A 14723-nucleotide genomic window follows, 5' to 3' on the forward strand; every position below is an offset into this window, starting at 1 on the left:
ATTGTCTTCAGGGAGTCAACTACAGCATGCACGTCACCTTTGGTTTGTTCCTGGACGCCCGCCAGGGCCCGTCACCGACGGATTTTTTCAACAGCCCTCTTGTCGGCCGTGTGGGCTTCCTCTCCCTGCTAGAGACCTACCTTGGCTTGTCGGCACCTGAGGCCTCGTTTACGAAGCGAGTAGCGGTCTACTCCGGCCTCCTTAGAGCTCACGACAACGGCGCCTACTTCTACAGCGAGTCCCTGCAGGCAGACAGCATCGGTACCGCCGCAAGCCTCCTGGCCTGGCGAGACGAGTGGCGCCTCGGCGGCTGGGACGGAAGTGCGAAGTCAACGCACCCAGCGCGAGTTAAGGAACTTTCCGCCATCGAGACGGCCGCCGCCGGCAAGCTCCCGCCCGGGGAGGCCGAGCGTTTGCAGCTGGTAGTGCAAGCCCTGCGCGATTCGGGGCCCGGCCCCATCAAGTCGGTTCACCTCGTTGACCCACCCGAAGACTTCCCCCTCCTTTGGCGGCAAGTACTCGACCTCCTGCCTGCCGTTGAGGTCCGTCTCCCCGAACCACAGGGCACAGGGCATCTCCGCGCGGTGCAGGAGCAGGCGCTGGCCGTTCTGGCCGGCCACCCGGCTGGCAAGTTGGGCGCGCTGCCCGACGGTAGCGTCCTGTTGGTGCACGCCCTCGCGGCAACAACTGCCGCGCACTGGCTGAGCGCCCATAACTCGTACGAGCCGGGCGACCGGCTGGTCCTCGCCGAGGACGCCGGCGATGGGCTCGACGTATCCCTGTCCGCAACTGGCGGGGTCAACTGTGGGTTCGAACACCCGAGCCAGCTCCGTCCTGCCCTTCAGGCACTGCCTCTTGCCCTCGAGCTGTGCTGGACGCCCCTCGACATCAACCGGCTGCTGGACTTCCTCACCCACCCGGTCGGCCCGTTCAGCCGCCGCGCGAGGAGCACCCTCGCCCGCGCTGTGTCTCAACAGCCCGGGATTGGCGGGGAGGCCTGGACCTCGGCCAAGGCCAAGCTCGCGACGGGAGAGGACGCCCAGGAAGTCGCCGACGAAATTGCCTTCTGGCTGGAATCCGAGCGCTGGACGCGCAACAACGGAGTGCCCGTCGACGCACTCATCGCCCGGGTTGACCGACTGAAAGAAGCGATGCGGCGGCGCCTCACGGGTGAGTCCGCTGATGTGGCGAATTTCCTGGCTGCGCATCGCCAGTGCGCAGCCGTCCACGACGCGCTGACCGAGCTCGCCAGCCAGGGCCTGGCGACGGTGCTGCCTCGGCAAATCGAGCAGCTAGTCGCCCACGCCACGCCTGCCGGGGCAACCAACCCTGCCGCGGTTTCGCATGTCGGCTGCATGCGCTCTGCCAGCACCCCGGCCGCCTGTATCGAGGCTGCCGACGAAGTGGTCTGGTGGATGCCGTCCACCCCCGCCCTGCCGTCGCCGCTTCCTTGGTCGCAATCCGAAGTGGAATCTCTGACCCAGCTTGGTGTCCAGCTGCGAGACCCGGCACGCGAGCTGGTATCGCTGGCCGCGCAGTGGCTTCGCCCGCTGCTTGCAGCGCGCAAGCGCTTTGTCCTCGTCTGCCCGCCCCCTGGCGCCGAGGTGCATCCGATTCGTCTGCTGCTCAAGAAGCTGCTGCCCGCAATCGAGAGCACCGCCATCGACCTTGATTCAGCGATAGGTTCCACGTTCATCGCCTCCACCGCCGCAGCGCTGGCGCCGCAGCCTTTGCCGACGCCACCTCGACTCGTTCAACTCCCGCAGCCCGTACAGCTCAGTGACTCCGCGCAGTCGTTCACCACGCTCAACGAACTCTTCAACGACCCTGCCCTTTTCGTGCTCAAGCGAGTGGCGGGCCTGGAGCCCACCTCGGTCCTGACCGTGGAGGAGGACAACCGCCTGCTCGGCATCCTTGCGCACCGTGTGTTCGAGAAACTCTTCGAGCACGCCGCCGCACTGACTTGGTCGAACCCCGATGCTGTCGCCTGGTTCCGCGCCGAGGCCGACACGCTCCTGCAGACAGAAGGCGCCGTCCTGCTGATGCAGGGCGCGGGCGTCAGCCAGCAGCACTTCCGAAAGGTCTGCGAAGGCGCCATATGCAGCCTGCTCGACCATCTGCGGTCGGCCGGGGCTACTCAAGTTCAGACCGAGGTCGCGTTCTCTGGAACCCTGGGTGCAGTACCGCTGGTCGGCAAGATTGACCTGCTGGTCACGCTCGATGACAAGCGAACCGTCGCCCTCGACATGAAGTGGCGGAGCGACAACTACTACGCTGGGCTGCTTCGCTCGGGCGAGCACCTGCAACTCGCGCTCTACTCCAGTCTCGTCGAGCAAAAGAACGGGGCCGCACCCGCCGCGCTCGGCTATTTCATCTTGGAGAGCGGTGCGCTCTACATCACAGCAGCAGACCTCTTCCCGAAGGCGCAGGTCCGGCGGCCGCCAGAAGGGGTAACCGTCGCCACCCTGCTGGACCAGGCACGCGCGACTTGGAACTGGCGCAAGCAACAGCTGGACGACGGGGTCATCGATGTAGTTCCGGTAGACCCGCCAGAAGACTTCAAGGGGCCCGACGGAACACTTCCAGTAAAAGGCCCCAACAGCCGCTTCGACGGAGACCACCTCGTCTTGCTCGGAGGCTGGGAACAATGAACAACATCGAGTTCATCAGCGCAGGCGCTGGCAGCGGCAAGACCTACAAGCTGACCGAGACCCTCGCCCAGGCGCTCGAGTCTGGTGCGGCACGCCCTCACGCCATCTTGGCCACAACCTTTACGGTGAAGGCCGCCACCGAGCTGCGCGAACGCGCCCGTTCCTGGCTTCTTGAGACGGGAAGCATCGACCTGGCCACCGCCATCGGTCAAGCCCGCCTGGGCACGGTCAACAGCGTTTGCGGCCAGATGCTCAAGCGATTCAGCTTTGAGCTGGGCCTGTCGCCCGACCAGACCGTCCTGGGTGAAGGCCAATCCAAGCGACTGCTCAAAGCCACCCTGGCCGAGTCCATGGACGCTGCCGCGCAAGCGCAATTGGTGTGGCTTACCGAGCGGCTTGGAATCGAGCAAGCAGACTGGTCCAAGACCGTCGAGGACGTCGTCAAGGCCGCGCTCAACAACGACATCGCGCCAGCGGCGCTCCGCGCGATGGGTACCCAGAACGCAGACGCGATGCTCGCGAACTGGCCTGCTCCGACGGCAGGACCAGACCCGACCGACGCGCTGGTGGCTGCTCTGGCCAAGGCGCACCAGGAGGTGGCCGCCTACGTCGAACAGCAGCTGGCTGCCGGCGCAAAGGTCGCAAAGAACCTCACTGATGGGCTCGAGGACATCCAAAAGCTGGACCGCCGCTTCCAGAGCAACCGTTGGAGTTGGCCAGACTGGATAGGGGCTGCCGGGTTGAACGCTGGCGCCAAGGTCAAAGACCTCGTGGAGCCAGTCAAGGCCGCCGCTCAGGCCCATGAGTCTCACCCCGCCTTTCATGCCGAGGTCCGCCAGTACCTGGAGCTGGTGTTCAACCTAGCCGCCGACGTTCTCGACGCCTACGAGCAGGCCAAGAAAGCACTGGGCGCCGTCGACTTCAGTGACCAGGAGGTTCTGCTGCTGCGGGCGTTGAGGACAAAGCCCAGCGTCCGCGAAGCCCTGGCGGCCGAGCTGGACCTCATCATGGTCGACGAGTTCCAGGACACCAGCCCCCTTCAGTTGGCGCTCTTCGTGGAGTTGGCCAAGCTAGCCAAGCGGTCAGTGTGGGTCGGCGACTCCAAGCAGGCCATCTACGGGTTCCGCGGCACGGACGCGAGCCTCATCGCTGGCGTCCTGGGCGCCATCAAGGATTGGGGCGGAACCATTGGGAAGGCCCTCGACACCTCCAGGCGTTCCATCGAGGGACTCGTAGCGCTAACCAACGGCGTGTTCGGGTCTGCGTTCGAGCCCGACCTGACTCCAGCGCAGGTTCAGCTGCAACCGCTGCGAAAGGACATCCCGGACCAGCCAGCACTACTGAACTGGAGCTTCGAGAGCAGCAGAAACGACTCGGACTACCTGGGTCTTGGACAAGCCGTCCGCGAACTGCTGGCTTCAGGCGTCAAGGTCGAGGACAAGGACACCGAGCAGCTGCGACCAATTCAGGCTGGCGATGTCGGGGTGCTGTGCCGCTACAACGAGCAGGTCGGGTTTGCCGTCACATCGCTCACCCGCTGGGGCATCCCTTCAGCCAGCCCACGTTCCGGCCTGCTGGGGACTGCCGAGGCCATCTACGTGATGGCATGCCTGCGGCGCCTGAACGACCCGACCGACACGGTCGCGACGGCGCTGGTACTCACCCTGGCCGAAGGCATGCCGGTCGAAACATGGCTTCAAGACCGGCTGCAGCACCTTGCCAACGATGGAGCCAAATCCCATGAGTGGAAGACAACTGGCGACAACGCCCATCCGCTGCTGGCCCGATTGGAAGAGCTGCGCCCAACACTCAACGCCTTAACACCACAGGAGGCGCTGCGACTTGCCGCTGCTGAGTCCCAGGTCGCGCGCCTGGTCGGCCAATGGTCGGCCTCTCCCCACGAGAGCCGCAACCGCCTGGCCAACGTCGAAGCGCTGGTCGAGTTCGGCAAGACTTTCGAGGACGAGTGCGTTGCCGCGAAGCGGCCGGCAACCGTCAGCGGCATGCTGCGCTGGCTGGACGAACTCGCCAGCGCAGAAGACGACAACCGGGCGACCTCGGCAGACAACTCGGTCACGGTCCTGACCTACCACGGTGCCAAGGGCTTGGAGTGGCCCGTCGTCGTGCTGACAAGCCTCGATGCGACGGCGCGCAGCTCACTCTGGGGCGTCCGCGCCAGGACAGTCGGCGCCTTCGACCCACAGCAGCCGCTGGCCAACCGCTTCGTCCACTGCTGGCTGAAGACCTGGGGCAAGCGGTCCCAGCCCCAAGCGGCCCTGAATGCGGAAGGTAGCGACATTGGCAAAGCCATGCAGGCCGAAGCCCTGGCGGAGAACAGGCGCCTGCTCTACGTCGGCCTGACCCGCGCGCGCGACATGAACGTGGCCGTGTCCTTCGTTCGTTCGCGAGGACCTGGGCGTGCCTGGGTTGGCGAGATTCAAGGCGCAACCGAGCTGTTGTTCGGCGACTCGGGCGCCGTGGCGCTACCTTGCGGCCGGCAGCTCTCCCGCCTGACAAAGTCATGGAGCAAGGACGACTGCGCTGTCGAGCCGCCGGCCAAAGCGCCCGAGACGTGCCACTGGTTCACCCCGCGGCCACGGATGCAAGGCGAACCCCTATGGCATCGTCCAAGCGCCGCCTCGGGCGGGGCCTTCAAGGTCGCTGAGACAGACACCGTCGGTGTGCGGCTAAGCCTGGCGGGCAAGCCCGACATGGCGTCGCTGGGCACGGCGCTCCACCTGTGCATCGCGCGCGCCGGAGTGCTTGGTGGCGTTTCAGCCCCGGAAGTCGAACGCGTCTTGAAGACCTGGGCCGTTGCTCACTGCGTGGACAAGGATGCCGTTTGCGCCCAGGTCGCTGCATTCCAGGCGTGGATTAGCGCTCGCTGGCCCGGTTGCCCGGTCCATGTCGAAGTTCCCGTGGAGGCTGATGGCCCAAACGGAACCCGCATCCGTGGCCGCATCGACTTGCTGGTCGAAGCGCACGACGGGTGGGTCCTCCTGGACCACAAGTCGAACCCCGGTGGGGCTGCCCGAGACGAGGACTTGGTGGCTGAGCATGGTCCTCAGCTCGAGTCCTACGGCCACGCCCTCCTAGCCGCGACCGGCAAGCCCGTGAGCCAGCGGTGGCTCTACCTGCCGGTGGCTGCACGAGCCGTTCGCTTGGCTTGACGGTCCCGTAGACGAAGTAGGCAGAGTTCAACAGAAACAGAAGTGACGACTATGGAAGTGAAGTTCTTGTCGCGCGTAAAGACACAGACGACTCTCGTTGCACTTGTGGAGAGCTGCGATTCCATGCAGTGGGCGGTCGCCTGGGCTACCGAGAACGCAGTCTTCGAAGCGGCGATGAAGCACAGCGAGAAGTTCGAGCACTTCGTCGTGGGCACTCACATGTTCCAAACGCAGCCCGAGGTTCTTGAGCGAGCTGCAGCCCTTTCGGCCGCAGCCGTCGTTCCGCCTACCGGTGACTTGTTTCACCCGAAGGTATACCTGTTTCGCAACGGGCAACGCATCCGCTGCGTGGTCGGGAGTCCCAACCTTACGAAGGCCGCGATGCGTCGAAACGTCGAGGCAAGCGTGCTGCTGGACGGCTCGTCCGAGGATGCTGCACTGGCGGACCTAAGTCGCTTTGTTGCGGAAGCTTGGAGCGGCGCCGATGACCTCTCGCCTGAGTTCCTCTATCGGTACCGTCATCAGTACGACGCAAAGGAGGTTGTGCGAGAGGAACTGACTAAGTTTGCTGACGTTCGACTACCCCTCAACCGGAACACCAAGCGTGCGCCACATGACATGAGCTGGGCGGACTACCTTGTGCAGGTCCGGAGCTCATCGCACCCGTCGGCGCACCTTCTCAATGAGCGCCTGGGCGTCTTGACGAACGCACGCGCCCTATTCGCTACCGGCGTTTCCTACGCCGAATGGGTCGAAGACGACCGCAAGCTGGTCGCAGGTACTCTGGGACGCAAGAAATCCCAACAGCCGGGAGTGGACTACGGCCTCTTCGGAAGCATGGGCGCGAGTGGGACGTTTGCGAACCTGGTCATCGAAGCGCCTCAAGGCCTCTCCGCCGCCCTCGACTTCATCCCGTTGATGGGACTGGTCACGCAAAGTGACTACGACCGCTACTGCGAGGCGTTTGTCGCAGCCTTCGACCAGGACGGCAGGGTGGGCGGGCTACCGACCGCAACCAGGCTCTTGGCGATGAAGCGTCCCGACACGTTCGTGTGCATCGACTCAGCCAACAGAAAGGACTTGTGCGAGAACTTTGGTGTCAGCCCGAGCACAACAAACCTAGGAAATTACTGGCAACGCATCATCGAGCCGATGCAAGGCGATGCTTGGTGGAGGCATCCCCAGCCCAGCAATGCGGCTGACGTCCAAATCTGGTTGGGGCGCGCAGCGCTCCTGGACGCCATTTACTTTACGCCCCGCTGAGCATGCTGCTCTTTGAGTTCCTGCGGACTCAGCACCCAGCAATCGCCCCTGAGACAACCTACCTCTGATTTGACCAGCCTATGAGCAGTGACCGAGCTGCGTTCTGGAGCATTCAGCCGGGAAGTCCCAGTCCCAGGCAGCAGTTGAGCGACCTCGTCCTGGCGTGGGGGAAGGACATTCACACCGGAGAGGCACGGTACATCTTCGAGCTCGAAGAAAAGCATCGCGGCTCGAAATGCAACTGTGTTTGCTACTGCTGCGGCGAGCCCTTGACGGCCGTGAATGCCGCCAAGACCGAGTGGAGAAGGCGGCCGCACTTCAGGCACCCCGATGGCACTGACCGGCACTCCTGCCTCGTACTCACTGCCCGAGCCGCGGCTCTTGAACTGCTCGAGAAACAAGACCGCGTAGTGCTCCCTGCTCGGCGCGTATCTGCCCAGGTTGTCGGGTTGAGCGGTGCCGCTTACTCCGCATGGATTTCTCAGCCGGCGGAAGCGGTGAACATACGGAGCTTCAAGCCACTTGACCAAGTACGCGCCCTGTTGACGCTCGAGGACGGCAGGACTGTCGTCGTTCAGCTCACGGGTTCCCTATCTGAAGAACTTGACGGCGCCTTACATCCTGTCGTCCAGGTCGTGATGGACGACCCCGCCCTGGCCGCGCTAGACCCCAACGAGCTCAAGGGGCGACTGCACCTCTTGGTGGAGGCCGGGAGTTGGCATGGGCAGCACTGGTCGGACGCATCCCTGGCAGAGCAAGCGCATGCGCTCGCCACCGCAAAGGCGGTTGCCGCTCTGGACTGGCTTCCTGACGAAGCGTTGCAGGACCTTGGCCCAACAGCCGGCAGGGAGTCGTTGTTGCATTGGCTAGCGAAGGACGTCCTCAGGCGAGAGGAGCGCCTGCGGATACCGGAACTTGTTCTCCGAGAGCATCTCGGCGGCGCCGGCTCAAAGCTGCACCATGAAGTTGCTCGGCGCGACGAGAGCCTGCTTGAGCTCTCGAACGTTCGGCTAGAAGAAAAGGTCGGCCAGATTCGTCCCGACCTCATCGCACAGTTTGTTGACCCCGTAGACGGCGCGCGGGGGACCTTGCTCATAGAGGTCACGGTCACTAACGCAATCACGGCCGAGCGGCTTGACCGAATCCGCGCGGAAGGCTTCGCGGCTCTCGAAATCAATGTCGGGAGTCTCGGGGGAACGCTGTCCCGAGCCGAGTTCACAGCTTTGGTGGTGCATGAACTGGCCGCGAAGCGGTGGCTTGCCCATCCTTGGCTCGACGAAAAGGCGGCGACCAGAGCAGCGCAGCTGGAGCTAGAACTTCAGGCTGATGAGCAGGAATTGGCGCGGCTGCGGAGCGAGTACCTGGCGGCTGTGAAGAGTCTCGCTGCTCTTCGTGCAGAGGATGCCCAAACCCATGAAGCCAGGCAACTCCAGGAGTCGACCCGTGAGCTCATCGCCGAGCTTGGGAAAGAGCTTGCGTCGTACGGGTTGGCACACGGAGATGACCCAGTTCTCTACGCGTGGCAGGGAAGCGTCCTCGACCGTCTGCTCTCGATTCAGGATAACGCGGCCTGGGGGTACCGCGTAGAGACGCTTTGGCAAGTACTGAACACAGCCCTTGTCGAGAAGGCGCAGGACAAGCTTTGTTGGCACACCCTCTACCTCACGGCGCTCAAGGCGTACAAGCCGAACTTGGAGCCCCAGCACCGTGCGCGTGTCACCCAGTGGCGGGAGAAGGTTTGGCAAGACCTTGAAGACTGCGGTCAGCGAGGTGTTGAGTCGGTGTACAGGCGAAGCCGACGTTTCGACCCGCTCCTGGGCGTTCTCTTCCCCGAGATGCGGGAGCTACTGGCTCGCCCCCTGCCTGGCGAGGCGACAAGCAGGCGTCCCGGCCCGGCACCCTCACAACCCCAAGAAGTCGGCCGAAGACCAATGGACGGTAGTCCGTCGATGCACTGGAGCCGCGAGCCGGCTTGGCTAAAGGGTCCAGAACTCGACGACTGGAAACGAAAGAACCCTGAGGCGGCAGCGGCCTGGGAGGACTGGCTTAAGCGCAAAACAAGCTGATGCCACCCGACCTTTGTTGTCAATGAAGTATGCCCTGGGCGATGAGGCAGCAGAGCCTTGAAGCCACTCGCGAATACAACGCAATAGTCTTGTGATGGCAAAGCACAATAGTCTTGCAACTGCACAACACAATAGTCGTGTAACCGTAGCGAGCGAGGCTCGCAGCCTGCACGCACCGCCACGAGTCCAACGCCATAGACTAGAACGCCGCCATGGACGGCAACGCCCCTGACAACGCAGCCAACTCAAGCGTCGACTTCATCGCCATCGACACAGGCGACCTGGAGCGGCTTGTAGGCGAGCCTGTAGTCGTTGCAATTCTTAAGGCAGCCCCCTTGAAGGTTCAGACCCGCGTTGCAAAGGCGGCCTACCACCTGCAGAGAGCCTTGCGCCTGGAGGGTGTAGACGACGAAATGGGCGCCCTACGGTTGATTGCGGCCGAGGAGGAGTTGGTAGTTGCCATTTTCGAGTGGCTCAAGCTGAACTCGGAGCATTTCCCTGAGCACCGAGACTTCGTGGCCAAGCAGAAGAATCACTTGGTGAAACTCGCCGTCACTCCAGTACTAGGGCAGATGGCCCTGGTGTTCGAGGACTTTCTATTCAACGGAATCACGCCAGCTGGGCTGGAGGGCTTGACATCCTGGCGTGTGGTACCAGCGGTCAAGAGTGGTCGGGTCGTATTGCAAATATTCGCAGACGGGGAGAAGCCACTCATTGAGGTGAATCCACTCGACGTGGCGATTACCAAGAACGACGTGAGCGATGACACCGTGGTCAACGACCTGTATCAAGCATTCTTGGAGCGGCTACCCGACACGGAGGGCAACCGGGTCAAGCGATTTGTGACGGAGCGGGCCGACTACCGCAACAAACTGCTCTATGCCGAGGACGGACGGTCTTACTCGATGGGTGAGTCGCTTGCAGACGTCCGACACATCGTAGAGCGTGACCTCAAGCGGCTGCTTTGGTGCTTGGCAGCGCTACTGACAAACAAGCCACTGACCAAGTCATGGGGAGCGGTAAGCCAGTTCCTTGCGCTCTACCGGCGCGTCTTGACTGAGGCGAAGGTGCTTGGGCCTTCAAAGCCCGACCCAGAAGTCTCGCAAAGCTGAGTCCCAGGCCTGTAGCAGAACGCACCTTGGAGTTGGAGTTGAAGTGGACCCGGTTCCGTGGACGTTTTTCGGTTCGATTCTCAAACCGTCTATCGTTTGCGCTTGAGCCCAGAGAGACGCCATCGTCCGCCATTGCTTGGCGAGGTTTTCACGCGCGGCCCTAAAGCAATCGATGTCCGTGATTCGACACTCGCACCTCATACGCTCTGGCGCACCGTGCCACCCTCTGCATTTAGTTGAAGCAGCGACGTCCACCAAGCATGGGCGTTTTTCCCGGCGATGCATCCACCTCGGTCCCGACCGGTACTCGGCCTTCGATTTGGTCTTCTAGAGTGTTGGCCAAACGAGCAGCCATCGCGATAAATTGGAAGGATGAGTCCTACGTCGACACCAAGTTCCGTCCACGTGCCGCGAAGGGCCGACTTCCTGCTGTACTTAGACCTCGACGGCGTCGTCCAACATGAAGCAGTGGTATGGCATCCACGCCGCGGCATTCACGTGAGTTCAGTCCTTGCACCTGGTCACACGCTCTTTGAGTGGGTCCCGTTGCTTGTCACCGCGCTTGAACCGTTCCCTGAGGTGCGAATTGTTCTGAGCAGCTCCTGGTGCATCAGACCGGGTTACGGGAGGACTCTCAAGCGCCTCCCTGAAACCTTACGCCGACGCTTTATTGGCGGCACGTTTCACAGGAGAGTTCATGGGGCCGACACCTGGCTGCAAGCGTCGTTCCAGAACATTCCGCGTGGCATGCAGGTCTGGGCTGACGTACAGCGGCGAAGGCCTCGCCAGTGGCTGGCGCTTGATGATGACGTTGAGGGGTGGCCCCCCTGGGCGCAAGAGAATCTCATCGCATGCGACGGGAGCACGGGGCTCTCGAGCGCACCTGTTCTAGAAGAGTTCTCCGCCAAACTCAAGCGTTGCGCTGCTGCGCTGCATATGTAGGCGGTCGCAGGGCGCGGCACACCATGCGGCCGGCTCGAGGGTGTCAAGCATCGCGCTCGACTTCCCGAAACCTTCTCGCCACTCGCACTAGGTCGAGTTCCTCGCAGTTCATCGCCACCATCAGCTGCAAGAAGAACGCGAAGGTGAAGTTGCCACGGTTGACGCGATTCATGATGGCCGCGGCGCTGTTTCGCACCCCCACACCAGCCAGCAGCGCCTCCAGGTGTTTGTAGGACTTGCCAGTGCGCTCCATCTCGGCACGCACGATGGCTCTGGCCTCGTCCTCCCAGAAGGTCTTGCGGCGGGCGTTCTCGCGGTTTTGGATATTCGGGTCGAGCTCTTGCGCTCTTGGCTGCTTCGGCATGCGGTCTAAAACGCGTTGTGTCTTTTTATTCTGCGCTAAACAATCCGATTTAGACTAACATCAATCCAAATGGATATATTTGGTGCCACTTTGTTGCACCAAACTCGGTGTGGATGGAGGAAAACGCTGCTCCCGGTTTCTAGACGCAGCTCATCACCTCAGTTTTCCGCGCCGTCATGCCACCACTCTCAGACCACGAAGTCGAACAGCTGTTTGCTCAGTGGCGTACTCCCGCAGCAGGGCGAACGTTGATTCGCAGCGCTCGCGGGACAGCGTTGGCGCCTGTTCGGCAGCAGCAGCATCTCAACGGTGCTGTACGAACCCTCTTTCAGAGCAAGAAGATGGGACGCGGCCTGATGGCTGAGAGCCGCACCTGCGAGTTGCCGGGCCTGTACATCAGGGAACACGACCAGAGCACACTGGAAATGTGGCCCCAGCCGTTTCAGCTCTCAATCCCGGTGGAAGCCGGTAAGGGCAAGACCATCGTCTCGCACCTGCCAGACCTTCTTCTCATTACGGATGAGGGCTTCCTCGTTGAGGAATGGCGTGAAGAGGCGCGCTTGGAGCGCCTGGCGTCAGAGAGGCCACACCGCTACTTCAAGGATGAGCAGGGAGCGTGGCGGGACCGATATGTAGAGCCACACCTCAAGAACATGGGAATCACGTACCGACTTCGGTCGGCCGATGAACACCCACGAATCTTCCTCGCCAACCTCGACATCCTGGCGGACTTCAGCCTTGCCTCAACTCCCCCGGTCCCCGAGAACGAAGCAATCCGACTCCAAACTCTGCTCTCAGAGAGGCTGCGCTGTCCATACCTCGAACTCCTGGAAGAGCACGGCTTCAAGCCAGAGCATGTACTCCAAAGCGTGTTGTCTGGGTCTGTCTACGTGGACCTCTACACCGAACGGCTCATCGACACCGACGAACTCCTTGTCTATCGCGATGAATACGTCGTACTGGCTGAGCGATTGGCAGCAAGGTCTGCACGGCCCACCTCCCCAGACAGCATTCTTGAAATTGAGCAAGGCACCGAGGTCGACTACGACGGTGTGAAGTTCAAGGTGCTGCTGGTTGGGAAAGAGAAAGTGAGCTTGGTCAACGGGGCCACCGGTGAAATTATCGAACTTGAACTCTCCGTTGTTCGGCATCTGCACAAAAACCAGTTGCTCAAACCTCTAGGCTTGACAGTCGAAGAGGTTCCGGCGGCCTTTGAGATGGTGCTGTCCAACAAAAAGCTCATTCAAGCAGCCAAGCGCCTTGCCGCATTCGAACGCGGCAAGTCGGACAGTGGCATGTCAGAGCGGACATGGCAACGCATCCAAAGCGCACTGCGAGGGAAAGAGTCGCCTCATGAGCGACTGCTTGCGCTCGTACCAAAGACAGCAGGCAACGCAACTCCGCGTCTGCCGGCCGAGACGTACGAGATAGCAGAGAGAACCCTCAAGGAGCGCTTCAACACCCCAATAAAACAGACACTGAGTTCTGCCTACAGCCACTACGTGAACGACTGCAACGCTGCAAACGTGCAGTTCATGTCCAGGACTCGCTTCTTCGAGTGGGCACGTCCGCGAACGAACACTCGGCAGCGTGAAGGCAAGCGTCGTGACTACGCAACCGCGCCCATTCCATTGACTTTCAACTACGGCAGTCCAGTGCACGGTGTGCTGCCGCACGAAGTTGCGTACTGCGACCACACTCCGCTAAACATCAGAGTACGCGGGAGACGGATTCCCATTCAGAGCAGGCCGGTCCTCACCGTCATGGTCGACGGTTCCAACAGCGGTGCGCGCGCCTTCTTCATCAGCTTTCGCGCTGCCGGCGTTCACTCCGTTTTCATGTGTCTTCGCGACTACGTACGCCGATGGGGTGTTTTGCCACGCATTCTCGTTCTTGACAACGGCAAGGAGTTTCACAGCCATGACCTGACTCAGTTCTGCAAGCTGTTTGGAATCACCGTTCGTTGGCGCCGCAGCGCAAAGCCTCGCGACTCTGGAATAGTCGAGCGATTCTTCGGCACGGTAGAGACCGAACTGCTTCAGCAACTCGCAGGCAACTCCATCCATATGAAGGACCCCAGGGCGGTGTCTTCGTCGCACTACCCAGAGAAGCATGCGAGGTCAACACTGGCTTCACTGCACGGCCAGATTGATTACCTGCTCTTTGATATTCATCGTCACCGGGTTCACCCCAGACTGGGTGTTTCACCCGCACAGCTCGATGAACAGACAGAGTTCGAACTCGGCCGGCGAGCGCATCGGATGGTGCGCTATGACGAACTCTTCAAGTTGCTCACTTCTCCACACCCGCGTGTGGCAACGCGAAAAATCGACCCCCAACGCGGCATCTTCGTCGAGGGCGTCTACTACTGGCACGATGCCTTCAAGGATGCTCGCTGGGTTCGCGCTGCACACGTCGAGGTTCGCGTTGAGCTTTGGAACGCTGAGGTGGTTTACGCCTGCTACCGGGACAAGTGGCTGGTGGCGAGGTCTCGCGAAAGCTCAGGACTCAAAGGTCGATTTCGACCCGAACTCGCAGTTCAAGCGAGAGAGGAACGCGCTGAGGGAAGAAGGCTGGCTCAGCAAGACAAGTTCAGTCCTGCCACTTCCAGCAAACGGGTCAAGTTGTGGGACCACGAACTGTGGGATGAGGCGACCAGAGATGCGCTAATGATTGAGCACGCACTTTACGCTCGATTGGGCATGGTTGAAGCGCACTCAGAAGCCATCAATCATGAAGCTGACGTCAACTATCTCCCTCCCCCGCTGCTGGGGTGGGAAGAGGTTCCAGAAGACGCTTACGTTGAAGACAGTTCTATTGCAGATGGACCGACTAGCAGTGCGCATGAGAACGCCAGCGAGGCAATAGATGCACCAGGGCCGACTGCCGAGTTCAGCGGTGCCGATTCAACCAGTTCGGCACCCTCTGAAAGCAACGCGGCCTCGGTCCCCATGCAGAGCGCGGACAAGCGCTCGGAGGCGAGCGATGGTTCGGTCGCGAAGGGTCGAGTGATACGCCCTGCAGGGAACTCCAGAACGAAGAAGGACAGCGCAGTACCGAAAGCCCATCTACCTCCAAAGCAACGTCTCGACGACTTCATTAGAGACCTCGATGGAGACACCTACTTCTGAGACATCAATCCCTTCGACGTGAAA

8 protein-coding genes are annotated in these 14723 nt (G+C 61.6%); 7 read left to right on the forward strand and 1 reads right to left on the reverse strand.

The window, feature by feature from the left end; translation table 11 throughout:
- The first annotated feature begins 26 nt into the window (after nt 1–26).
- The 6 genes from WDZ95_RS09475 to WDZ95_RS09500 all read left to right on the forward strand — a co-directional run bounded on the left by WDZ95_RS09475 (nt 27) and on the right by WDZ95_RS09500 (nt 11204).
- Entirely contained in the window at nt 27–2651 is a 2625-nt protein-coding gene (locus WDZ95_RS09475) for a PD-(D/E)XK nuclease family protein (RefSeq protein ID WP_166227944.1), read from the forward strand.
- A complete protein-coding gene (locus WDZ95_RS09480; protein ID WP_166227946.1) occupies nt 2648–5821 on the forward strand; it encodes a UvrD-helicase domain-containing protein in 3174 nt (1057 codons plus the stop codon). The genes WDZ95_RS09475 and WDZ95_RS09480 overlap by 4 nt, the downstream gene beginning before the upstream one ends.
- A 51-nt stretch (nt 5822–5872) precedes the next feature.
- Nucleotides 5873–7084: a phospholipase D family protein gene (locus WDZ95_RS09485; protein ID WP_166227948.1), complete on the forward strand. Its 1212-nt coding sequence runs from the start codon at nt 5873–5875 to the stop codon at nt 7082–7084.
- 143 nt (nt 7085–7227) lie between these two features.
- Nucleotides 7228–9150 (forward strand): hypothetical protein, encoded by a 1923-nt coding sequence (locus tag WDZ95_RS09490; protein WP_166227950.1) that lies wholly within the window; start codon nt 7228–7230, stop codon nt 9148–9150.
- A gap of 212 nt (nt 9151–9362) precedes the next feature.
- Nucleotides 9363–10262 (forward strand): hypothetical protein, encoded by a 900-nt coding sequence (locus WDZ95_RS09495; RefSeq protein WP_166227952.1) that lies wholly within the window; start codon nt 9363–9365, stop codon nt 10260–10262.
- A gap of 372 nt (nt 10263–10634) precedes the next feature.
- On the forward strand, nt 10635–11204 hold the full coding sequence (locus WDZ95_RS09500; RefSeq protein ID WP_166227954.1) for an HAD domain-containing protein: 570 nt from the start codon (nt 10635–10637) through the stop codon (nt 11202–11204).
- Nucleotides 11205–11247: 43 nt separating this feature from the next.
- Here the strand turns inward: WDZ95_RS09500 and WDZ95_RS09505 are convergent, their stop codons facing one another.
- Nucleotides 11248–11568, reverse strand: a complete 321-nt coding sequence (locus WDZ95_RS09505) for a DUF6471 domain-containing protein (RefSeq protein WP_166227956.1) — start codon at nt 11566–11568, stop codon at nt 11248–11250.
- Between the two features lie 341 nt (nt 11569–11909).
- On the opposite strand from WDZ95_RS09505, the gene WDZ95_RS09510 reads away from it, so the two are divergent.
- Nucleotides 11910–14699 carry a DDE-type integrase/transposase/recombinase gene (locus WDZ95_RS09510; RefSeq protein WP_166227958.1) on the forward strand — a complete coding sequence of 930 codons (2790 nt, stop codon included), beginning with the start codon at nt 11910–11912 and terminating at the stop codon, nt 14697–14699.
- Nucleotides 14700–14723: the final 24 nt, after the last annotated feature.

Origin of the sequence: Hydrogenophaga sp. T2 (assembly GCF_049843535.1) — a bacterium.
GTDB lineage: Bacteria > Pseudomonadota > Gammaproteobacteria > Burkholderiales > Burkholderiaceae_C > Hydrogenophaga > Hydrogenophaga crocea.